Genomic DNA, 20,974 nt, shown 5'->3' with positions numbered 1-20,974 from the left:
TGGGTGACGATCTGATCATGCTCGACGTCGCCGCCGACACGTACAGCTGTCTGCTGGGCGCTGGCTCCGTTGTCAGGCTTGAGGACGCGGGCCGCATCGCGATCGACGACGACGACCTCGCGATAGAACTCAAGACCCACGGTATCGTCCAGACCGACCGCCCTCTGCGCGCGCCTCGAACACCTGTTCTGGCCTCGCATGAAGCGCCGCGGTCTGCCGGCTCAACCGACGCCGCGCCCGTCTCCCTTGCCCTGGCCCATCTCCTCGTTTCGACCGTGGTCTTCCATCGCAAGACCTTGGCGCAACTGACCGCGGCCGTGGAGGTCGGCCCAAGGTCGGACGCCCGGAAGTCCGATCTGACGACGGTGCTCGCGGACTATCGCGCGGCCCTCCCCTGGACGCCGTTCGAGGGCGAATGTCTCCAGCGCGGTTTTCTTCTGAAGCGCCTTCTTCGTTCTCACGGGATCGCATCCGACTGGATCTTCGGGGTCAGAACCTGGCCGTTCGCGGCGCACTGCTGGATCCAGGTCGAGGACCTCCTCGTAGGCGACAGTCTGGAGCGGGTCCGGAGCTATACGCCGATCATGGTCGCCTGATGGGTCGCTACGTTCTCATCAGCGCGTCCTCTCAAACCGCCGCCAAGGCTCTGTCGGCCGATCTTCGCCGCCGCTGCGAAAACGCCGGATGGGCCGTCGTGGAACTGAGCACAGCGGCGTGGCTCGGCCTCGCTGGCCCGCATCGGCCCAACCGGCTGGCGGTGGGATCTTGGACCCTCGTTGGGGATGTTCTTCATCGGCGAAGGCCCGAGTTCCCTCCAACCGAACGGAATGATCCGTGGGACTACGAGCGCAAACTGATGGCGCGGTTCTGGGGACGCTTTGTGGGCGTACAACTCGCGGCCGACGGACAGGCCCGATCCCTCCTTCGTGATCCGTCAGGCGCCCTGGAGTGTGTCGCCTGGGAACAGGATGGACTTCTGGTCGTGGCGTCGAGCGTGCCTGACTGGCTCCCTGCAGGTCTGGCGATCCGGTGGTGTCCAAACCACGACAGGCTCGGTTTGGCCATGCGCGACCCCATGAGTTCTGCGGACTGGCTGTTGATGGACGGCCCCGTCACGGTTGCGCCGGGAACCGTCCAGCCCCTGCCGCTCGCCTCTTCTGCGGCCACGGTCTGGACGCCCTCGGACTTCGCACGGCGGAGCCTGTCGCGCCGCTGGACGCTCGACGAGGCTATCGAGACCTTGACGACGGCCGTTGACGACGCCGTCGCGGGCCTTGCCGGCCTCGACGGATCACTGGCGGCGGAGGTGTCAGGAGGACTGGATTCCAGCACCGTCGCCGCAAGTCTGGTGCGCAGAGCCGAGGTCCCTATCGCGCTTTGGCTGAACGCCTACGGGGCGACACAGGAGGCCGATGAGCGGGTCTACGTGCACGCGCTGGCCCAGACACTGGGGATATCACCGACGTTCGCGCCGCACGCTACAGGCACTCTGACCGAGCCGCTCCTCGAGCAGATTTCGGGGGACTTTCGTCCAGGATTAAATGCGCTCGACGTCCATCATGACCTGGAGTGGGCCCGACGGGTCGCCGGCGCCGGCGGGTCGGCCCTGATGACCGGAAAGGGCGGCGATTCCATCTTTCTACAGAACGCCAGTCCTGATGTGTTCACCGATCTCTGGAAAGGACAGGGGTGGCGCGCTCTTCTTTCGAAGGATGTCGCCCGTCTCGCCGCACGCAACGAGGTCTCGGTCTGGACCATGATCCAGCGCGCCCGGCGGGATACCCGGCAACAGGGGTTCAGTCTGTTGCGTGACGACACCCTGCTCCCAAGCCGGGAAGAAGCTCCAACGTTGTCCCATCCCTGGCTCGCCGGCAGCGAGGCATTCGGTCCTGCCAAGATCCGACAGATCGCCGGCGTGATTGACAGCGTGTCGCGCCACGGTCCGTCTCTCCTGACGGAAACCATCGACGTCCGTCACCCGTTCTGCGCCCAGCCCGTCATCGAGGCCTGTCTGGCGATCCCCACCGCCTTGCTGACGATCGGCGGGCGCGACCGCGGTCTGGTCCGCCGGGCGTTCGCGGACCGACTCCCCGCGCTGATCGCCGAGCGCCGGTCCAAGGGTGACATGACCCGCATCTATGGCCGGATGGTGCTTTCCAGCCTCGACGTCCTCCGTCCCTGGCTTCTCGACGGAAGGCTCGCGGCGTCCGGTCTGATCGATCGCGCCCGAACGGAGGCGGCGCTCACTGAAGAAGCCCTGATGTGGAAGGGCCAGTTCGGCGCGATCATTCGGGCCGCAGCCTTCGAAGGCTGGCTCAGGGTGTGGACTCAGCGGTTCGAGGCTTTGTCACGGTAGTGTCCCCGGCGTCGAGGGTTGTCTCGAGCCAGTCGAAGATCTGCCCGTAGAGGTCACGGATGTTGGCCGGGCTCCAGTTGAAATGCTCCTCGCCCCAGTAGGTGACGAGGCGGGCCCGACCGCCCAGCCGGCTCAAGGCGCTGAACATCCGTTCCGATTGCGACGTCGTCACGAAATCCATATCGGCCGTGATCAACAGGACCGGATTTCTGACCCGATCCGCCGCCAGCCAGGGGCTCGCTTTCGCATAGCGTTCGCTGGCGTCGAACGGCGGCTCGCCGAGTCCGGCCTGGCCGGTTTCGACCCACCCCTGCTGGTTGAGCATCATGAACCCTTCTTCGGGCGCGGCGCGGTTGGCCGGAGTGAACTCTCCCCAGGCCCCGAACATGTCCGTGGTCGCCGCCCAGGCGATGTAGGTTCGGTATCGGCTCGATCGCGTGGCGACCGCGAGCGCCGCGTAGGCTCCGAAACTGTGCCCGAAAATCGCGGCCCGGTCGGCCGGGAGTTCCGGATGGGCCGCGACTGCGGCCTCGAACGCCAGATCGACGCTGCGGGTGAAGTAGTCCGCTGGATCATCGCCGTACTCGCTTCCTGGGATCGAGGCGCTGAGGACGGCATAGCCGTCTCCGACGAGTATGGCCGGTCTAACGCCATAGATCAGACCGAGGGGACCGGACCAGGCGCCGCGACTGGCTGACCCGGGATAGAGGGACACGATGATCCCCCTGATCTTCTGGCCGGACCCCAAAGGCGGCCGGAACAGCCAGCTTCGCGTCGGGCGGCCGGACGCATCTAGATGGTCGATCGGCGTCGGCGTGGGCAGGGCGACTTCCCTAAGGCCGACGTTGACGCGGTCGAGCGTGCGCGCCTCACCCGGCGTGAGAAGCAAGAGCGCCTCCGACACTCCGGTGCGCTTCAGCACGAGCGCGGCGGAGGGCGAACTCGCCATCAGATCGAGAGGTTCGCCGCCTCCGACCCCGAGCGCCTGGATCCTGGCGTCCGTGAGGATATCGACTCCGCCGTTTGGGGTCAGGGCTGTCATCCAGGGCTGGCGCGGTGCGGCGTTGACCCGCAGCCTGAACGGGGCTTCGACGTCATAAGGAATGACGGCCTTCAGCGCCGCATCGGTCGGCGTCTCTCGCCGGGCGCCAGACCGGGTGACACGCCAGGCGGCGCCATCGGCGATGACCCGGAAGGCGTCGTCGGCCACGGCGGCGATCTGATCCGGCGGGGCCGCCATCATCGATGTCAGGGACCGGGCGTCGCTGTCTCGCGGAAGCGCGTACCAGTCCCGGCGGCCGCTCCCCGGCGGGCTGGCGAACAGGACCGGGACGGATCCCAGCCAGTCGGCGCGGACCCCCGTCACGAGGTCGATCGCCCGTCCAGGGGTCGGATCCAGCCCGTGGCGATCCACGGTAGTCACCGCGCCGTTCCGGCTGACTGTTCGGAGATCGCCGTCGCCCCATGACTTTCCGCTCGTCCGGCCCCAGACCAGGACGGCGTTACCCTGCGGCGACCATCGCAGCAGGTGCGGGGCCACTTCGAAGTCTGCATCCGGTGCGATCCTCACGGCCCGGTCAAGGTCGATGAGTACAAGCCGCTGCAACCACGGAACCTCCGATTGGGAGATCGCATCTGCGGGCAGCGACCGCGGAGCGACCCCCTCGATCACGGCGGCCCGGCCGCCGTCGGGGGAGAGGGCGAAATCCACGATGACGCCTTCAAACAAAGGGCGACCCTTGCCCGTCGTGGCGTCGACCAGAACTAGGGTCTGCAGGCTGCCGGCGTCTTCTGCCACGGGAAGGCGGTTTGCCGTGTCGATGACCGTACGTGACGGCTCCTGGCCCGATGCCGTCCGCGCCCAGGCCTGCGCGGTCCGGGTCTGGCCGGCGCTGTAGTACCTCAGGAGCCACGGGAGGTCGCCGTCGCGACGGGCCATGACGACAACCTCTTCGTCGCCACGCCATTCGGCGACCGCCCCCATCTGCGGCATCTCCGGCGTCAGCCCCGTCCATAGTACGGACCGATCGGCCATCGTGACGATGCCGACCTCAAGCCGGGCGCCGGTGAAGCGGTAGATCAGGACGCGAGCGCCCGACGGCGACCAGGACCCACGTAGAAGACCGGGGCCTTCGCCTGGGAGAAGCCGCTCGGACGCGGCGTTCGGGCGCCGCAGATCCACGAGCCAAAGGTCGGTGACCGTCCAGGGCGCACGCTGGCCCAGATCGAACCGCGTCGCGCTGTCGTAGGGACCCCGTTTCTCATAGATGGCCCAGCGCCCGTCCGGCGAGATGGCTGCGCGGCCAAATGCCTCCAGTCCAACGACATCCTCGACCGTGACGCCCCGATCCTGCGGGAACACGGGCGTGACGAGGCAGATGAGCGCCAGCAACGCCCCGGCCAGGGCGGACAGGGTCCGGACCATGGGACCGGACTACCAGCGCTTGATCAGTTGAAGCGCGACGACCCTGCCCAGAAGACTGCCCTGACCCGGATCGAAGCCGAAACCGCTCGCGGCGTTGTAGAACGGCGGGTCTTCATCGAGAAGGTTCTGGACCGTCAGGCTGATCCTCAAGCCCGCCAGAGCCCCCGTCTCCGGGTTCCAGCTCACTTGGGCATCGGCGGTGTCCCAGGCGTCGATGCGAACGCTGGCGCGGTCCTCATAGGCGTCGACATGGTTCCAGTGGAGGCTGGCGGCGAACCCGCCGTCGGTCCAGGTCGCGCCGAGCCTCGAGCGGAACTTGACGGGAAAGCCGATCAATCCCGACACCTCCCGGACCGGGGCGGTGGGGGTGCTCCGGGTCTCGTATTCGAGGATGTAGGAGGCCGAGCCGTCGATCGAGAGATTCGCCAGGCCCAACACGGTCGGAACCCGCCCTGAGAGGTCGACCCCCCTGACGCGGACCGCCCCGGTGTTCACCCAACGCGCATCGACGATCGCCGCATAGTTGGTGGCGGGATACAAGCCGCCGGCCGTGAACTCGGGCCGGTTCAGGTAGCTTTGGACAAGGGCCAGATCCGCCGCGTTGTCGCCCGGGCGGACGAGGGTGACGAAATTCACCAGGTTCGGATCGGTAAGCACACCGGACAGGTTCTCCGCCACCGGCCGGGCGATCCGGTCGGTGAAGCGGGTATCGAAGTAGTTGGCGCTCAGCGTCAGTCGGTTGCGGCGGCGAAAGTCCGCACCGACCGTGAAGGTCTCGGCCGTCTCGGGTTTCAGGTCCGGATTGCCGCCACCGAGCTGCAGGGCCAGGGCCCGGCTTCCGTCGGCGCGCGCGAAAAAGGTGGCCGAGATGGCCGGGTTGTCTTGGATCTGCGGCAGCGAGGCCGCGCGAAAGGACGTCCCCCAGGAACTGCGCATTGCCAGACCGTCGACGGGAGACCAGGTGATTCCAATCTTCGGATTGGTGGTCGTGCCAAAGTCGCTGTAGTCCTCGAACCGTCCCGCCAGCGACAGTTCGAGGCTGCGCACGCCAGGCCTCGCATTGGCTGGGCCGACGATCGGAATACGGGCCTCGGCGAAGACGGCATCGATATTGCGCGCCCGCTCTGGCGTGGAGGTGGAGACCGGCGCCGGCGTGGAAGAGAAGGTCGTGCTGCTGCCCTGAAAGGTCTCGCGCCGCGCTTGGGCGCCGATCGCCAGTTGGACGTCGCCGCCCGGCAAGGCGAATATCGGCCCCTGCACCAGAAGATTGGCGGACGAGGCCCTGCTGCGGTCGTGGGTTTCCGAAAACCCGCTCGAGATGAAGTCGAGCACGGTCGCGGAGTTCGCCGTGCCTGTGCCGTAGGGATTGAAATAGCCATCCCGCGCCGCGCGATAGGCTGTTGTGGGATCGTCCGGTGTGACCCCGAGCGCCTCGTTCAGGAACCGGGTGTTGACCCGTTCCGGAACCCGGACGGACCCCTCTTCGCCGGCCAGCGAGACATAGCTCTCGACCGACCAGCGGGCGCCGAGATCATAGCTTGCCCCGGCCGTGACACCGAAGCTTTCCGACCCCAGAGACTGACGCGGATTCCCCAGGTCCCGGACGAAGGAGTATCCGACCATCTGGGACGCTGCGCCCGTCGGAGAGATGAAAAACGGGTTGGCGGCCGTGACCGTCATCAGGCCGATGCTCGCAGGCCCGGCGTATTCGATGTCGCGCTTGTTGTACCGCGCATCAGCCGTCAGCTCGAGCCGGTCGCCGATCTGTTGGCGCGCCGCGCCATAGGCCGCTTGGCGTTCGACCCCCGGCAGAAGATCAGCGCCCAACGACGGCGCTTGCAGGTTTGCGGCTCCGGCGACGAAGTCCGCCGCGCTCTGCGCCGATCCTGACGCATTCGGTCGGATGGCGAACTGGGAGACATAGGAGGCGGTGGCGGAGTTGAAGACGACAAGATTGCCTGGGGCCGAGAAGGTAAGGCGGCGATCCGTCCCCCCGAAGGGCCGCAGATTTCCATCGGCGGTGTAGGGCCGGTCCTGCGAGTTCAACGCATTGATCGTCTGATACTCATAGGCAAGGTAGGCCGACCCGGAAGACCAGGACCGACCGCCGACGGCGGAGGCGACGAGATCCTCCGCCCCGCCTTCGGCCGCGGACGCCCGCACGCGGGTCTCCAATCCGTCGAACGACCGGCGCATGATGACGTTCACGACGCCGGCGACCGCGTCCGCGCCGTAGAGGGCGGAGGCGCCGTCGAGCAGGACATCGACACGCTCCACAGCCGCGGAGGGCATGGCCGAGATGTCTGAGAAGTCGCCCCGAAAGCCGGTGCCCGCCATCCGCCTGCCGTTCACCAGGACGAGCGTGGACGCCGGTCCCAGACCGCGCAGATTCACTCCGGTGGCGGCGACCCTGTTAGAGCCCTGAGGGTCGGAATTGGCGAGCTGCACGCCGGGCGTCGCCGAGCCCGCGTAGTTTTGAGGTAGGGCTGTCACCGCCTCCGCCACTGTTGCGAACCCCCGAGCGTCCAAGGCGTCGCGGTCGAGCGTCACCACCGGCGAAGACATGGGCCCGGACGACTTGAGCAAGGAGCCGGTGACGATGATGTCCTCGACCTGGGTGGTGACCTCCGCGCGCGGGCCGGCCGTGCCGGCGCGCCTCAGGAAGATGACGCCGGGGCGGACCTCGGACGGGCTCAGACCAGTCCCGGACAGAAGCCTTGCGAGCGCGTCCTGCGCCGTAAATCGCCCGCTCAGTCCCTCCGTCCGAAGGCCCACGACCAAATCGCCGGAGAAGAAGATTTGCCTATCGGACTGGCTCGCGAACAAGTTCAGCGCGTCGCGCAGCGAACCCGCCGGAATGCTGAACTCACGCGCGTCCTGGGCGCAGGCCGTCGCGCTGATGGATGCGGCGCAGGCGACGATCGCGCTGCAGGACAATAGACTCAAGCGACTCATATTCAGGGCTCCCCTCGACGTCACGCGACGTCGAAGAGGAGGTGATCGAGGCCCCGGGCGACCCCGGAGCCTCGACGGGTTTATTTTCCGCGTTCCGACAATCGGATCGAGCCGTCCGGCCCGGCCGACGGCTCCAGGCCGAAAACGCCCGAGGCCGCTGCGACAAAGGCGTCACGATCCCCCGTCTTGAACACACCGTTGACCGGCACTGTCGCGAGATCCTTCGCCTCCAGAACAACCTTTGCAGTGAGGTACCGGTTCACCTCGGCAACCGCTTCGTTCATCGGCGTGTCTCGGAACACGATCCGCCCCTCGGTCCAACTGGTGGCCGTGGGCACATCAACCGAGCGACTGGCTGTGCCGGCCGGGGTCACTCGCGCCTCTTGGCCCGCCGCAAGTCGTAACGGCCTTTCCGGCCCGGACAAACGGGTCACATCCACCGCGCCGCTCACCAGAGTGACGCTGACGCCGGCACCTTGCCGCTGGACGTCGAACACCGTCCCTATGGCCGTCACGCGCGCGTCGCCCGCCGCGACGACAAATGGTCGCTGAGCGTCATGGGCCACGGAAAACATCGCCTGTCCGCGTTCAAGATCGACGAGACGCTGGCCGTCGCTGAACCTGACCCTCATCCGGGAATCTGTGTCGAGGCGAACCGACGACCCGTCCGCCAACTGTACGACCCATTGCTCGCCCACGCCGGTCGTGAAGGTGGATCGCCCCTGCCACCACGTCCATCCGCCGATCACGAGTGCCGCAGCTGCGCCGAGGGCGGCCAAGCCCAGCAGTCTTCTGGTCGATCGATCCTCTGACGTCTTGCGGAGTCGACGCGACATGGCGTCGTTAAGCGCCTCGTTAATCTCCGGCCGGCCGGCGAGCTTCCGGCTTTCCGTCCAGATCAGCTCGACCCGACGATACGCGTCCGCGTTGGCCGGAGATTTCCGCCAGTCGAAAAACTCCCGGATCGTCTCTGTCGTGACGCTGCGCGCGCCGAGGCGTTCGTGCCACTCGGCCGCTTCCCGGTCCGCGGTTTCAACCCGTGCTTTCGGGTTGCCCATGATACGCCCCATTCCCTAGCGCCGAAGCTCTGCCGCGCATTGAGCCAAGGCCTTGGTCATGCGCCATTCGACGGTCTTCGGACTGATGTCCAGTTGCTCGGCGATCTGGTTGTTCGTCAAACCGCCAAATCTAGATAACACAAAGACATCCCGGAGAGGTTGTGGCAAGGCGAGCACGATTTCCTGAATCTGCACCGCCGCGTTCTGGGTGGGCTCCAGGGCCATTGTTCCCAACGGAGCGGCGCTGTCGAGTATCTGCCGCCGCCGCCGATGCTGACGATCCCCGCTGAGACCGATGTTAAAGGCGACCTTCAACAGGAATGCCCGGGGGTGACGGATGTCCAGATCCGCCTCGATCGCTGACACTCGTAGCCAGATTTCCTGGACCAGATCTTCAGTGTCCGCGCCGAACCGGCGACGAAGTCGCGCGACAAGCCAAGGTGAGTAGCGGCGATAGAAGGCTTCCAGTCGGGCGTGCCGGCGGGACCGGCCGCTGTTATCGTCTCCCACGGTCTTGGCTTCCGACACGCAACCGCCTCCATCCAGATGAAGGGGCGCTGAGAGTCGCACATGGAAATACCTGCGCCCGTGAGGGGTCGTCGGACGACGTTATCGACGCGTCCGGACAGGACGGCGGACAGCTCGAAACCGTCGTCGTCATGATCAGCTAGAATGTCGCAGGGGATTCCACGCCCCTATCGGCCAAGGCCGACCCCGGAATCGTGGCTGATTTGATTTGGGTCCGCAAGACCCGGAAAGGTGGAAAGGGGCGGGCGTTGGAACCTCGCGACATAAGGCCCGGAAATTTGAGAGAGAGTCCGGCCGCTACTGGCTCGCGCCAGCCCCTGCGGCCATTGGACATGCGCCTAATAGACCGGCGCCCGCCTCCAAACCTATCGCAACGACACGAGATTTGAAACCGGACGTCCGGCAGGTTTCCGGATCACCCGAAAACTTCACACCCTGCATCCGCCTCCCGCATGCCGGCCGTGACAGCCGACAGCGTAGGGTGACCGCTGTAATCGAGATCGCCCAGATGAAGGAGCGACAGACGCCTCAGTGCAGCGGCGGCGGTCGCGATACCGACGGAGGCGATCTGCTTTTGCGCGTCATTGGGATAGAAGTAGTCCACCCGATGATCGTCCATGCGGAAGAAGCTCATCGGGGCCGCGTGGAGGTGGGCTGAGAAGTACCCGTAGAGCGCAGTGAAAACATCAGGATTCCAGCCCGCAAGGGTTGCAGACTTGCGCATGCCGCCGATGAAGATCGTTTCGCCGGACACGAGGCGCTTCTGTTGTTCACCATCGAAGCCCGCGAAAGCCGGATGTGACCGAATTTCCATAATCAGGTCTTCACGACCCGCCTTCAGGTCGGCGGTGCCTGCGCATGCGGGCCAGGCGCGAAGCAGCTTGATCCTGGAGACCGTGTCGTGAAGTCGCAGCACGGCGTACCGGAAGGCCCAGTCCTCCTCGGTCACCTGTTCGACCAGGTAGGCGTACGTCGAGAGGCATTCGATGATCATGCGCGCCAATCCCAGAATGGCGGAATGATCGAACATGTTGGAGCGGCAGACGAACCCGATCGACCGACCGTGGGCGCAGGCTTTGGCATGCACCATAGACGCCAATTCGCGGGCGCGGTCCGTCGCCGACCCAGTCAAGGCCATGGAGACATCGTTCGAAAACCCGCTGACGTGGATGAGCTCTTCCAGCGCCTCATCCACGGGCGTCGCGGGCGCGGATACCCCATCGCGGGCTCCGAGGGCCCGTCGCCGCCGGCGCAGTTTCCTGTTGGGGTTCACCGGCGGGCGCCCGGCTTTGCTCGCAACCTCGTCGCAGCTCCCGCAAGCGGGGAATGGGGCGCGGGCATTGGAATCCTCCGACAAAGAGGCGCGCTGATTGAAGGGCGGCCGCATCCTAACGCCTGCCGAAGCACGCGTTCCCCGGACCGAAGACCGACCTCTATTCACGTCTACCCGCTGAGCTTCACTCTGGCAGATTCCCCGTCCCGCGAAAACGTCCAAGACAACACGCAAGCCGTGCTTTTCCTTGCCGACTGCCCGCCAATCAGAGAGACTCTGACTGATGAAGAAACCTCTGAGGTCATTGACGCCTGCGAAACGCCGGGAGCTGGACCACGCCGTGGCCATCCTGCGGGAAGAGTTCGCTGTCGCGACGTCGACGCGCAAGGCGCCGCGCCTGCGCGACGGACGCATCCTCAAGATCATCCTGTTCGGCAGCTACGCGCGCGGCGACTGGGTTCATGACCCCGTCGGCAGATACTTCTCGGATTTCGATTTGCTGGTCGTCGTCGATCACGAGGACCTGACGGACTTCGAATTCTGGGAGAAGGCCGAAAAGCGGCTGCTGGCCGACGTCACCTCGGGGCAAATGCTGCGAACGCCAGTCAGCGTCATCGTCCACAGTCTGGATGATGTGAACTACAAGCTGGAACACGGCCGGTCGTTCTTCATCGACATCGTACGGGACGGCGTGACCCTGCTGAACACGCCGTCTGTCAGCTTCATCGAGCCTACCCCGCTCTCGCCTGAAACGGCTCTGCAGGAGGCGGAAGACACCTACGCGGAAGCGACCGAAAGCGCCGACGAGTTCATTGAGACAGCAGCTTTCACTCGCGGCCGGGGATTCACCCGTAAGACTGCCTTTCTCCTGCACCAGGCGACCGAGACTCTTTACGCCGGACTACTACTTGTCCTGACTGGCTACTCCCCGAAATCCCACAAACTGACGAACCTGCGTCGGCTAACGGAGCCGCTTGTGGCTGGCTTGGCGGACGCCTGGCCCCACGAAACTAAGCTTCAGCGGCGCAGCTTCGAACTCCTTCGCGCCGCCTATGTGAAGGGGCGATATTCGAAGCATTTCAAGATCACCGACGAAGAGCTGGCATATCTTGTTGAACGGATCGGGATTCTGCGAGGCCTGATCGATGCGGCGTGCCAGAAACGGCTAGCCGACCTGCGTGATCAGGCCGGTCAATCCGTCTGACCAAACAGCCCAACGGGTGCGGGCATTCACCGCAATCCGGTCAACCATAAATGCCTCGCCTCCGATGCGGCGCATGCAACGCGCTGATCAAAAAGACACGGGGCTGCCTATGTTCTGGTCCGTCGCAACCGGTGAGAGTGAACCCATCACGCCGTCAGCGAGCGGGTGGTGACGCCCAACGAACCGAGGGAAACCAATGACCTTGCGCGATAGCTTTCCGACGACCTCAGCGGCTTATCCGGGTCTCGCCAACTGGGATGCCGAGTTCGAGTGGAAAGGCGTGGCACCGATGGCGGTAGCTGGCTTTTTCCGGGACGCTATCGAACAAGCTCAGGGAGCCGATCGACAACCGTTCTTCGACCTGGCCGAAACCATCCGCGGCGATCTGACCGCCGAGACCCGACGCATCGGCGACGACGAGGGCGCTGTCTGGTTGGACGCCATGCGGTTCATAATTTCGATCCCCGCCATCATGACGACGGTCGCGATGGGAGCGCATGGCGATTGCTACAACTGGCTCCACTGGTCCGCCAGCCGAACCCACAACGTCAACCTGCGGGCCAACCAAGGCGACTATCGCCTGCCGCCGTATGACGGCGTCGCCACGCCAATGAATGCCGCCTGTCTTCGTAACCTGACCGACTGGATCACTGCCGCCCTCATGATCGCCAGAAAATTCGGCGGCATGGACGACTGGTGCGACCAGATCGCCGATTACTGCATCGCTCACGTTTTGGACGAGATCGTGGCCGGAGATGTCGTGCGAGGCGTTCCTGCGATCGTCACTATCGCCAACTGGGCGACCAATCGCGGGCACAAATGCGCAGAGCCCTTGGTCAGCAGCATGGCGGAAATCTATGGCCGTCCCGGCATAGACGACCGCTCCAAGGCCACGATGGCCGTGTTGTTCACGACGGCTGCCGCTCAATGGACGCGTCAAACGCATCAGGAGTGGGCCAAGGAAGCACTCCGCGACCTGCGCCATGTCCTCGTCGAACACGAGGTCGTCCAACTTTTGGCGGTCACCATCGATGACTACGAGGATTGGACCGCCGCTCGGGTCCAGATACTCGGTGAAGTTCGGAAACTTGCGGACGAGTATAGAGCGCTCGAGACCGGCCCTGCCGCAATACTTGCCCTGGAAGCTCGCGTCGCCATTATCCACCCGTTGATTTTCAGCCTTACCGAGATCGGGACGGTCGCGGACATCATGGATTTGTTGTGGGCCTGGTACGGGGTCGACGGGATGGAGCAGGCCAGTGCCGATGTCCTTTACATCGGCTCAGCACACAAGAACGGCGTTGCTTATCTCTGGCCTGGCGGCCGGCATCTGATTGAAGGGGATGAAGGCGGCGAGAGCCTGGAAGGCCTCCTAGCGGGCCTATCGACTGCCCTGAATGAATATTTCCGCGGCCCGGCGGGTGACCGCGCGCTGCTTCTGGACGAGCGTATGCTCGGCGCGCCGGCTCATGACAAAGCGCCGGAGCTCACGGCAGCGATCGCGCGCCACTATCGCTTCGACGAGCTGGCGCCTCATCTGCCTGAACGATGGCGCCCGCGATCGGTGGTCGTCATGCCCGCTCATCGTGACCCGGTACAGGCGACGCTTTCGAACATTCTCGGCTGGCTGGCACCCATGGAAGCGAGCCTTGCCGCTCCGCTTCAGGACAGGACCACCCGATGCGTCAGTATCTGGCCGGGCGAAACCCAGACAACGGAGGCCGAGGTTAGTTTCATCCGGGCTGTGGGTCTGCACGCCGGCTGGGAGGTCAAGGTTGTCGAAGCGCCTTTGGACCAGCGTGCGTTCCAAGCATTCTATGAAGATGCAGATGCCGACCTCGTGTGGGTCATCGGACACGGCGAACAGTCACCCTTCCGGCAAAGTGAAAGCGGACTGGTGCTGGCTGACGGAACTGTGCTGACATCAGCCGAGATCGCGGCTTACGCGCGTCCTGAAACCGGCCGGCGTCTTCTGGTGCTGAATATCTGCAGCGCAACGGCGACCCAGAACCGGGGCGGACTAGCTCGCATCGGCTTTGGACACGAGCTTACCACCGCGGATCAGAGCGTCATCGGGCATCTCTGGCCGATCGACTACTATGCCGCGCTTGCCTTCGGCTGTTCACTGTCTCTCGATCTCGCGGGATCCTCCGTCGCCGAAGCCTTGGCCTCAACGATGGCGCGGATGCAGCAGCCCGAGCGATTGATCCGGGACTTCGAAACGGTTGATGCGACGCAGGAAGCGATCAGTCGCCTTCGGAGCGAACGTGCTGCCGAGCAGATCAGCAATCTTTTGTCTTGGGGTAGCCCTGTCCTTTTGACCTAAACGGTCAGTGAAGGGGTGGGGCCTCCCGACGCTCTGAACTCCCGAGGCGCCAGGCCTCAGCGGCTAAGATCTTCGCCTCGCCCCTTTGCGATCTGCGCCAGTCCGTTGCCGACGGGCTCGAGTGATACTGTTTTTCCGACCTCAGTGGGCTTGCCTGGCCGGAGCCGTGCGTAATGCTCGATGCCCGACCCGTCGCGCACTACCGCCCAGGGCGAAGCCCCTGCTTCATCATGAAATCCCGTCTTCACGACCACGCCCCGCACAGGCTCCCGGCCCAGAACCCGTACATCCCTCGCGCCCTCTAGCCGACGCTGATTGAGGGTGCGGATGATGTCGCGCCGCACCTGCAGTGTGCGCAGCTTCTTCTCCATCTCGCCGTCGAGCCGATACCGCCGCCCGGACCGCGTCGCGAGCCCAAGCTGTTCCAGATGTCTCAGCCGCCCCCGTGTCAGCGCCGCCCAGGCGTCGGTCGATCCGACCCCGTCATCGACCATCCCGTGCTTGTCCGTCTCGGCGATCAGCCGCCGGTCGAAACCGGTGAAGCGGTCCGCCTCCGTCTCCTTCCAGATGCGTCGTTCTGCATCGACCCGTGACAGATCGCCAAGGCGCACCTGCGCCACTTCCTGAGCCCGCGCGCGGAATCCATAGCCAATGTAATCGCGCGGAATGACGAGATCCCGGCCATCTTCGCGGCGGCCCCGAACGAGCACATGGGCATGGGGTTGATCGGTGTCGAAATGGCAGGTCGCCACCCACTTCAGATTGGGCTCTCCGAGGTCTGCGGAGACGCGTCCCATGACCTCGCGGACATAGGATTTCATGTCGAGCCGCTCGCCGTGTTCGGGTGAGATGATGAAGCGAAAATGATGCCTGTCCTGGCTCCAGCCTTCGGTCTCGATGCCGGGCTGAACGCCATCGACGCTGCGATCGAAAAACTTCGGTCGCTCACCCTCCAGGCCGGCGCCGGGCCGTCCGAGATAAGACACATGTTTGGCCAGTGCGGCGGCCCGGTCGGCGCCCTTGCCCATGTGTCGAGAGACCAGCGCCTTGACGATCACCTTCTGGCGAACGTCCAGTCTGAAAGCGCGGCCTGACCGGTTCTGCGCCGCCTTGAGCACCCCTGAACGATTGCCCAAAGCGAAAGCCTTGGAACTCGCCAGACGCTTGAGCATGCCGTTCTTGACGTTCATCCGCTCGGTCTTGAGGGACAGCGGAAGGCCGAGACGCACGGCGTCGGCGGCCCGGCCGGAGCCGGTAGAAACCCTGCCGTCTATCTCATCCCGGATCAGCATTTGCAGTCCTCCAAAGCATGCAACGAAGGCTCGAACGATGACAACTCAAGACAAGTCGTCAATCGCACTCCAGCACGCCGCTAACTGTCGGACAGAATAGAAGAAACCGGCGAAGCCAAAAACACCCTTTTATCTTGCCCTCCGACCCTTTTTGCAGATTGTCATCCATCGAAAACACATGCCGACATACCCCATCAACAGTCATCATAGTTGATAACCGGAAGTGCGATACACACGCTGCACAGGCCGTCGATCGCATCGAGCCGCCGGATGACAAACAAAAACCCGCCCGGCTGAAGCCGAGCGGGTCGTTGATCTCAGTCGTAATCTGTCAAGCTGCCCGGGCCTTGATGGAGAGGTGCCGGAGCCCGCTCTCCATCGCCTTCTGCCCGAGGTTGAGCGCCGGTCCGAACGGCCGTTGCTCCTCCCTCATCCCGGACACCGAATGAACCAGGGTCAGGCAAACCTCCGGCTCGAGCGCGATGAGTTCGTCGTTCGCCCGGAAGGGAGCCGCCTTGCCGTGGGTGTCGAAATCCGCGCGGGCGAGGATCAGCTTCACCCCCTTCTGCTGGGCCCATTTGATCGCGAGCTTCTCGGAGCCCTTCGCCCCGGTCGTCGCCAGAGCCATGTCGGGCCATTCCTGCTTCGCCCAGTTGAGCGCGTCGAAGATCCGCCCCGCATCCTCCGCGCTGTCGGCCGTCGGCGCGCCCCGGAAGGCGATCACCGGACCGCCAGGGTCGGCCTCTCCGGACTTCCGCTGCCGGATCGCCTTGATCGCCTGTTTGGCTTCGAGCTGCGCCGCCGTCAGGTGTGTACCACGCCGCGATCCTCGCCAGGCCGTCCAGACCTCGCCGGTCGCGACCGTCCAGGTTTCGGACGCCGCATCCCGGATCAGTTCGCAGGCCTGCGTCGCCGCATCGCCTGCTCGAGCCTTCGCCGTGGCTTCCTGGAGTTCGACATCCGCAGCCTCCGATCCGTCGAAGTCCCGGTCGAGCGATCGCATCACATCGCGCGCCCGGTCCGCATCGCGTTCGATCCGCCCTGCCGCCGAATGGAAGGCGCCGATCAGGGCCTCTCCCAGGATGGTCTGGAAATCCTCCAGCGCCGTGTCGGAGATGACGTCGATCAGCTCGGTCATGAGTGCGCGCCCGAGCTGTACCAGGGCGTCTTCCGTCGGAAGCGAACCGCTCTCATCCAGAGAGGCGGACAGGTTGGCCAAGGCGGAGGAGGCAGTGTTGAAGTGGGTCATTTGATCATTCCTTGAGATGAAGAAATGTCGAGCGCCCCATGCGCAACGACCCCGGTTTTGGCCACAGCGGGGTCCCCGGCAGTCACCGGAGCGGAGGGCCGCTTGCCCTCCGTGGAGGGAATAAGGCGAAGCCGTTGACTTCCGGGGTGCTGTGACAAAATCGGAGGGCGTTGTGTGGGGGCAAGTCGTCGTCGCCCTTCGCGACGACGACACCATTCGGCGCCGCCGCGCCGATGCGGACGAACGGGCATCGATCTTCGGTCGAAATGTCGGCGGCGAGCCGCCGACGGGGTGGCCAAGCTGGAAGACGTTCCCGGAATCCACCGAAGGTCAGATTTCGATCAGCAAGCCTTGTTCAGAGAAATTCTCCGAGACCGGGAAACGGATCGGAAGGCGTCTCTGGCCAGTGATTGGTGACGAACCTTAACGGTCCGGCGCTGGTGGCGTAGACGAAGCGCGCGGCTTGGGCGATGAATTTGCGGTTGAGAGCGGGCACCGCAGCGCATCCCCTGAACGCCTCCTCAAGCAGGTCCATGTAGTCGGCCGAGTTGGTCCAGGCGAGCAGGCGGCTCGGCCCGACAGGCAACACGACATAGGCGTCCGATCGGCCAAAGCCGTTGTAGGTTACCAAGGGCCGGTCGCAGGTCAAAAGCTGATGACGGGGCGAAACCAAGGTGATGAGGCGACGGTTCATGCCGTTCAAATGCGCCCCGAGTTTGGGGAGGTCGCTGAGCTTAGGTATGAGATGCCCGCCCAGTATCTGCGCAGACGGCCCGTCAAAGGCGGCCCGATACTCATCGAATGACGGATCGTCCGCTCCACGCCGTTCCTCGTAAAGGTCCCGGCTCTGGGAGATCACCTCGGTGTAGGTCCGCTGCGCCAATGCCTGAAGCTCGGCGACGCGAATGGGGTCCCGTTGCAGCAGCGACATGACGAACCTCGACAGACCGTCATTGTGGCGCTTGTTCAGAACAACCGGACCGGGGAGCTCCATAAGATCGAAGACGTCCGAGGCATCCTGATCGACTCGTCGAAAGAAGACCGTCTCGATGTAGTCGCGACGATCATCAGGCAGTGCGGGCACGGAGTAGAGGTTCTCGACGTAGCCAGTCTGGACAGGAAATTTCGGGCGAGCGATCACTTGCCTATGCGGACGCTGGAACTCCCACAGTTTCCGGTCGCTCCCCGCCCAGCGCTTCAGATAGAACTGCGGCACATAATGGTGACGCCAAGTTTCTGATTGTGAAGGCGCCGCAGGCATTCCTCGTCTTAACCCGGCAACCCGATGACGCAATGTCCTGCTGGGTGAGCAACGCGAACGGGTTCGGCGCTGCCCTGACCTTTGATCTGTCAGCCCGTCGGTCGCCACCCGCCAAGGAAGGCCTCCATCGCCACCTGAACAGGACCGCTGATGTCACGCTTGCCGGCTTCCATGTCGATGACACGCGCCGCCATTTTCTCGGGCGTTCCAGCGAGACGCGAGGCGCGCGCGATCGTCAGCGGATCCCACCCAAGGATCTGACGGGCGACTTTCAACTCAGCGGCCGGAGCTGCCATCGGGATCTCGTGCGGCCAGAGGCCGAACAGCGAGCGCTCGATTTGGCGGCCCGGACAAAAGACAAACGGCGGCCTCGTCGAGGCCGCCGTTCAGATCGTCAGAGTGCAGCAAGGGCGTGACGGATCTCAGTTGAGAAGCGCCAGCCGGTCGAGGGCGCGGGGAGTGTCCGCCGCCGGCCGATAGGCGACGGCGGCATGTGAGGCACAGAAGGCGCCGCGCGTCACCGGCTGACCGCACAGACTGAAGTCAGCGGCTCCAGGCTCACCGAAAGGCCAACGGCACTGGCAGCGCCGCACCGAGAGGACTGTAGCCAGGCCATGCTCAGTCGCGACGACGGGGCGAGCGTCGATCGGCCGGTCCGCCAGGGACCTGGTCGGCGCGAGGCGGGATGGCTTCGGACCGGCCTCGGGGCGTTTGGGCGGGCGGCCGGAACGGCCCGCCGACAGACCCATACGATGAACTTTGCCGAGCACGGCGCTGCGCGTGATGCCATTGGCGAGATCGCGGGCGATCTGCTCGGCGGTCTGACCCTCGAGCCAGAGTGTCGTCAAACGACCGATGCGGTCATCGGTCCAGGCAGAGGCGGTCATGGGAAGCTCCGAGGCTCACGAGCCCGATCGGCTCACCCCGCGCCGCCCTGCCTTTCCCTCCCGCCACAAAACGAAAAGCGGCCCGACGCTCGCGCGCCGGGCCGCTCTCATTCGCCCGCTGTCTAGAACGGGATGTCGTCGTTCAGGTCGTAGCCACTGGCCGGCTCCTGGACCTGGCGGCCGGAGCCGCCCTCGTCCTCGGCGGCGCCCTCGGAAGCTTCGCGCCTGTTCTTCAGGCGGATATCTGCGACGATCACCCGCATGTCGTAGTGTTCGACACCGTCCTTGCCGGTCCAGGTGTCGTTCTCGACATGACCCTGGATCACGACGCGGCTGCCTTTGCGGGCGAACGGGCCGATGTATTTCTCGGCCGTCGCCTCGTTGAAGCAGATGCAGTTGAAGCCGGTGGTCCGTTCACCGGGCGTGCCGTCGGCCTTGCGGAAGCGGGTGGTCTCGAGCACGCGGAAGCTCGCGCGCTTCTTGCCAGTGCCTTGGGCGGCGAGGACGGACGGGTTGGCCGTCAGATAGCCTTCGATGATCACGGTTTGCATGGTCAGTCTCCTGACAATTGAATGTTGATGAGGGATCAGGCGGCGGCGCGGTCGGCGCTGCTGTCCTGGATGTCGCGGTCCTCGGCCCAGTCGAGGACGGTGAGCCGGTTGATGACCAGTTCCTTGGCCGTCCGCTCGGTCCCGTTCTTGGCGGCGTAGGCAGTATCGATGAAGGCGCCGATGACGACGGCCTCACACCCCTGCCCGAGGCCCCGAGCGATGACCTTCTCGTTGAGGCCCTTCGACCAGCTCACGCAGTTGACGCCGACCAGCCGATCCTTGCCGGCATTATCGACGCCGCGGCTCTCGAGCAGGCGAAACACGGCCTTGCCGAAGTCGTCGGTGATCTGGGGGTCGGCCGCCAATCGGCCGGTGAACATCACGTTTTGCATGTCAGTCTCCTGTATATCCGAAGCCGTCGGGGAGCCGATCTCCCCAATCCCGCTTCGCCCGGACACTCCCTTCCTCCGCTCCTTTGGACGGCGGCGGTCACGCACGCGATCCTGGACCTCATCGACATTGCCGAACCCACAATGCGATCCTATATTGGATCATATTAGGAGGCCTTTTCGATGCCCGATCCCCAGTGGACTTTGCCCGAAGCGGCGTTCGTCCTTGGTCAACCGCTCGACGCGATCAAACGCGACGTCAATCGGCGACCGCTCAAGCCAGAGGCCTCAGGTCCGGCCAGACGCGCCGTGCGATGCGTCGGCCTGACCGACCTCGTCTATCTCGACATGGTGGCCACCTATCGCCACACCCTGACGCCTTCCGCGCTCGACGACCTCTACGTCGCCGTGGCCAAGGAGCCTGCGCAGTCCGCCAGCGTTTCTGTCGGGCCACTCATCGTCCAGTTAAAACGGCATCGGACCAATGTCGCGCAACGCCTGAAGGCGCTAGAGGCTGTGGATCGTGCCATCGAGATCAAACACGGCGCTCCCGTCGTGAGAGGCACCGACATCGAGGTCCATCGCCTGGCGGCGCTCTCGGCAGGCGGAGCCACCGATGAGGAGATCCTCGAGGACTACCCGTCGCTGTCGCTCGCCAAGATCAAGGCGGCGACCGCTTATGCGCGCGCCCATCCCAAATCCGGTCGCCCTTACCCCGCGACGTCGGCGAAGCGCGCGATGCAGGGCGCCGACCTTGGCGGGCTCGAGCCGTTCATGCGGCCGAGGGGATGATCTATCTGCTCGACACCAACGTCGTCAGCCAGAGCAGCAAGCCCAAACCGTCCGCCAACATCCTAGCATGGCTCCGGTCGGTCGATGACCACGAGCTCTGCATCAGCGCCATGACCGTCCGCGAGTTGCGATACGGAGCGGAGCGGGCGACAGCCGCCAACCATCCTGCCGCCACGGCGATCACACAGGGCGTGGACGCGGTCATCGCCGCCTATGCGGGCCGCATCCTGCCCATCGACGAAGCCGTCGCCGCCGTCTGGGGCCGGATGCTGGCCGAGCGCGACGGCGACGAGGAGGATACCGCCCTGGCCGCGACCGCGCTGGTCCACGGTCTGACGCTCGTCACCGCCAATATCAAGGATGTGACGGGTCGCGGCGTCCCGCTTCTGAACCCGTCCCGGTCGCCGCCGAAGGCGACGCCGGCCTGA

General features: G+C 64.9%; 18 protein-coding genes. 6 read left to right on the top strand and 12 right to left on the bottom strand.

All coding sequences use genetic code 11. The features are described from left to right. Nucleotides 1-17 precede the first annotated feature (17 nt). Nucleotides 18-596: a lasso peptide biosynthesis B2 protein gene (locus BZG35_RS02185; RefSeq protein ID WP_171981855.1), complete on the top strand. Its 579-nt coding sequence runs from the start codon at nucleotides 18-20 to the stop codon at nucleotides 594-596. After that, complete coding sequence (locus BZG35_RS02180) at nucleotides 596-2,356, top strand: asparagine synthase-related protein (protein ID WP_077354148.1); 1,761 nt, start codon at nucleotides 596-598, stop codon at nucleotides 2,354-2,356. Before BZG35_RS02185 ends, BZG35_RS02180 begins: the two co-directional genes overlap by 1 nt. Here BZG35_RS02180 and BZG35_RS02175 read toward each other — a convergent pair. The 5 genes from BZG35_RS02175 to BZG35_RS02155 all read right to left on the bottom strand — a co-directional run bounded on the left by BZG35_RS02175 (nucleotide 2,316) and on the right by BZG35_RS02155 (nucleotide 10,517). Continuing rightward, nucleotides 2,316-4,781, bottom strand: coding sequence for a S9 family peptidase (locus BZG35_RS02175; RefSeq protein WP_077354147.1), 2,466 nt, complete (start codon nucleotides 4,779-4,781; stop codon nucleotides 2,316-2,318). The genes BZG35_RS02180 and BZG35_RS02175 overlap by 41 nt on opposite strands. Before the next feature lie 9 nt (nucleotides 4,782-4,790). Continuing rightward, nucleotides 4,791-7,760: a TonB-dependent receptor gene (locus BZG35_RS02170; RefSeq protein ID WP_150125897.1), complete on the bottom strand. Its 2,970-nt coding sequence runs from the start codon at nucleotides 7,758-7,760 to the stop codon at nucleotides 4,791-4,793. A gap of 56 nt (nucleotides 7,761-7,816) precedes the next feature. Continuing rightward, nucleotides 7,817-8,794 (bottom strand): FecR domain-containing protein, encoded by a 978-nt coding sequence (locus BZG35_RS02165; protein WP_077357740.1) that lies wholly within the window; start codon nucleotides 8,792-8,794, stop codon nucleotides 7,817-7,819. Between the two features lie 15 nt (nucleotides 8,795-8,809). Further along, the gene (locus BZG35_RS02160) at nucleotides 8,810-9,322 is read right to left on the bottom strand and encodes an RNA polymerase sigma factor (RefSeq protein ID WP_171981854.1); all 513 of its coding nucleotides are present in this window, start codon (nucleotides 9,320-9,322) and stop codon (nucleotides 8,810-8,812) included. 415 nt (nucleotides 9,323-9,737) lie between these two features. Then, nucleotides 9,738-10,517: a DUF5677 domain-containing protein gene (locus BZG35_RS02155; protein WP_077354144.1), complete on the bottom strand. Its 780-nt coding sequence runs from the start codon at nucleotides 10,515-10,517 to the stop codon at nucleotides 9,738-9,740. Between the two features lie 361 nt (nucleotides 10,518-10,878). Between BZG35_RS02155 and BZG35_RS02150 the strand changes: the two genes are divergently transcribed. Together BZG35_RS02150 and BZG35_RS02145 are read left to right on the top strand one after the other, a co-directional pair. Further along, the gene (locus BZG35_RS02150) at nucleotides 10,879-11,799 is read left to right on the top strand and encodes a HEPN domain-containing protein (RefSeq protein ID WP_077354143.1); all 921 of its coding nucleotides are present in this window, start codon (nucleotides 10,879-10,881) and stop codon (nucleotides 11,797-11,799) included. 196 nt (nucleotides 11,800-11,995) lie between these two features. Beyond that, on the top strand, nucleotides 11,996-14,125 hold the full coding sequence (locus tag BZG35_RS02145; RefSeq protein WP_077354142.1) for a CHAT domain-containing protein: 2,130 nt from the start codon (nucleotides 11,996-11,998) through the stop codon (nucleotides 14,123-14,125). A gap of 56 nt (nucleotides 14,126-14,181) precedes the next feature. Here BZG35_RS02145 and BZG35_RS02140 read toward each other — a convergent pair whose 3' ends face one another. From BZG35_RS02140 to BZG35_RS02110, 7 genes are all read right to left on the bottom strand, one after another. After that, entirely contained in the window at nucleotides 14,182-15,417 is a 1,236-nt protein-coding gene (locus BZG35_RS02140) for a DUF3363 domain-containing protein (RefSeq protein ID WP_077354141.1), read from the bottom strand. Between the two features lie 331 nt (nucleotides 15,418-15,748). Continuing rightward, the gene (locus BZG35_RS02135) at nucleotides 15,749-16,666 is read right to left on the bottom strand and encodes a DUF2493 domain-containing protein (RefSeq protein ID WP_077354140.1); all 918 of its coding nucleotides are present in this window, start codon (nucleotides 16,664-16,666) and stop codon (nucleotides 15,749-15,751) included. A gap of 355 nt (nucleotides 16,667-17,021) precedes the next feature. Continuing rightward, nucleotides 17,022-17,882, bottom strand: a complete 861-nt coding sequence (locus BZG35_RS02130; RefSeq protein WP_171981853.1) for a DUF4238 domain-containing protein — start codon at nucleotides 17,880-17,882, stop codon at nucleotides 17,022-17,024. A gap of 134 nt (nucleotides 17,883-18,016) precedes the next feature. Beyond that, a complete protein-coding gene (locus BZG35_RS02125) occupies nucleotides 18,017-18,223 on the bottom strand; it encodes a hypothetical protein (RefSeq protein ID WP_077354138.1) in 207 nt (68 codons plus the stop codon). A gap of 126 nt (nucleotides 18,224-18,349) precedes the next feature. Next, entirely contained in the window at nucleotides 18,350-18,814 is a 465-nt protein-coding gene (locus BZG35_RS02120; protein ID WP_077354137.1) for a GcrA family cell cycle regulator, read from the bottom strand. A 122-nt stretch (nucleotides 18,815-18,936) separates the two neighbouring features. Continuing rightward, complete coding sequence (locus BZG35_RS02115; protein WP_077354136.1) at nucleotides 18,937-19,365, bottom strand: single-stranded DNA-binding protein; 429 nt, start codon at nucleotides 19,363-19,365, stop codon at nucleotides 18,937-18,939. A gap of 35 nt (nucleotides 19,366-19,400) precedes the next feature. Next, nucleotides 19,401-19,757 carry a hypothetical protein gene (locus BZG35_RS02110; protein WP_077354135.1) on the bottom strand — a complete coding sequence of 119 codons (357 nt, stop codon included), beginning with the start codon at nucleotides 19,755-19,757 and terminating at the stop codon, nucleotides 19,401-19,403. A gap of 180 nt (nucleotides 19,758-19,937) precedes the next feature. Here BZG35_RS02110 and BZG35_RS02105 point away from each other — a divergent pair, with 180 nt between their 5' ends. Both BZG35_RS02105 and BZG35_RS02100 read left to right on the top strand, forming a co-directional pair. After that, nucleotides 19,938-20,546 (top strand): DUF433 domain-containing protein, encoded by a 609-nt coding sequence (locus BZG35_RS02105; protein ID WP_077354134.1) that lies wholly within the window; start codon nucleotides 19,938-19,940, stop codon nucleotides 20,544-20,546. Further along, nucleotides 20,543-20,974, top strand: coding sequence for a type II toxin-antitoxin system VapC family toxin (locus BZG35_RS02100; protein WP_077354133.1), 432 nt, complete (start codon nucleotides 20,543-20,545; stop codon nucleotides 20,972-20,974). Before BZG35_RS02105 ends, BZG35_RS02100 begins: the two co-directional genes overlap by 4 nt.

Source organism: Brevundimonas sp. LM2 (assembly GCF_002002865.1).
In the GTDB taxonomy this organism is placed as follows: domain Bacteria; phylum Pseudomonadota; class Alphaproteobacteria; order Caulobacterales; family Caulobacteraceae; genus Brevundimonas.
Note: the sequence above shows the minus strand (reverse complement) of the source record. Positions and strands in the feature narration are given on the sequence as shown.

Coding starts and splice junctions, on each gene's coding strand:
- BZG35_RS02185 (WP_171981855.1), top strand. CDS start 18: ATGCTCGACGTCGCCGCCGACACGTACAGCTGTCTGCTGGGCGCTGGC.
- BZG35_RS02180 (WP_077354148.1), top strand. CDS start 596: ATGGGTCGCTACGTTCTCATCAGCGCGTCCTCTCAAACCGCCGCCAAG.
- BZG35_RS02175 (WP_077354147.1), bottom strand. CDS start 4,781: ATGGTCCGGACCCTGTCCGCCCTGGCCGGGGCGTTGCTGGCGCTCATC.
- BZG35_RS02165 (WP_077357740.1), bottom strand. CDS start 8,794: ATGGGCAACCCGAAAGCACGGGTTGAAACCGCGGACCGGGAAGCGGCC.
- BZG35_RS02150 (WP_077354143.1), top strand. CDS start 10,879: ATGAAGAAACCTCTGAGGTCATTGACGCCTGCGAAACGCCGGGAGCTG.
- BZG35_RS02145 (WP_077354142.1), top strand. CDS start 11,996: ATGACCTTGCGCGATAGCTTTCCGACGACCTCAGCGGCTTATCCGGGT.
- BZG35_RS02140 (WP_077354141.1), bottom strand. CDS start 15,417: ATGCTGATCCGGGATGAGATAGACGGCAGGGTTTCTACCGGCTCCGGC.
- BZG35_RS02135 (WP_077354140.1), bottom strand. CDS start 16,666: ATGACCCACTTCAACACTGCCTCCTCCGCCTTGGCCAACCTGTCCGCC.
- BZG35_RS02125 (WP_077354138.1), bottom strand. CDS start 18,223: ATGGCAGCTCCGGCCGCTGAGTTGAAAGTCGCCCGTCAGATCCTTGGG.
- BZG35_RS02120 (WP_077354137.1), bottom strand. CDS start 18,814: ATGACCGCCTCTGCCTGGACCGATGACCGCATCGGTCGTTTGACGACA.
- BZG35_RS02115 (WP_077354136.1), bottom strand. CDS start 19,365: ATGCAAACCGTGATCATCGAAGGCTATCTGACGGCCAACCCGTCCGTC.
- BZG35_RS02110 (WP_077354135.1), bottom strand. CDS start 19,757: ATGCAAAACGTGATGTTCACCGGCCGATTGGCGGCCGACCCCCAGATC.
- BZG35_RS02105 (WP_077354134.1), top strand. CDS start 19,938: ATGCCCGATCCCCAGTGGACTTTGCCCGAAGCGGCGTTCGTCCTTGGT.
- BZG35_RS02100 (WP_077354133.1), top strand. CDS start 20,543: ATGATCTATCTGCTCGACACCAACGTCGTCAGCCAGAGCAGCAAGCCC.